The organism is Xanthobacter autotrophicus (genome assembly GCF_029991245.1).
Classification (GTDB): Bacteria; Pseudomonadota; Alphaproteobacteria; order Rhizobiales; family Xanthobacteraceae; genus Xanthobacter; species Xanthobacter autotrophicus_C.
This window is the reverse complement of the sequence record NZ_JAIVFO010000360.1, coordinates 1-450: the sequence shown is the minus strand read 5'-3', so window position 1 is coordinate 450 and position 450 is coordinate 1. Positions and strand designations below refer to the sequence as shown.

Annotated in this window: 1 protein-coding gene; it reads right to left on the bottom strand. The window is 34.7% G+C overall.

What is annotated here, in order from left to right; translation table 11 throughout:
* On the bottom strand, positions 1-450 hold a 450-nt coding region (locus tag K9U41_RS23220), incomplete at both ends, for a hypothetical protein (RefSeq protein WP_282643196.1).

Here is a 450-nt window from a genome sequence, read left to right as displayed (position 1 = left end):
GCATTATTGTTGCCATTATCATCTGTGTTAGCAGTGATTTGACGCATGATATCTTCCATAGTGGTATTTACATCAACGGTAATGGTTTTTGTAAGTTTTTTATCGCCCTTATCATCATAAATAACTATATCAAAACTTCCAGGCTGTATGGTTCTATCATAATTTACCAAAGGAATGTCCTCTGTACGTCCTGGAAGATAATCAGAAGTTACTGAGCTTTTTGCTGAGCTTGCGTAAAGATTATTGGTTTCATTGATCATGGTTTTTGCAAAGGTATTTAAAGAATCCATATAGCCTTGAATGATTCCATCGCTATATTTTCCTTCGCTTTTGCTATAATTTCTTCCGCGTAAGTCAAGTTGAGCTCCAAGTTGTCCACCGTTAATTTTTGCAGTTAGATCGCGAACTTTTTCATCTGGAGTTTCATAATAAATGCTATAAGATTTATTT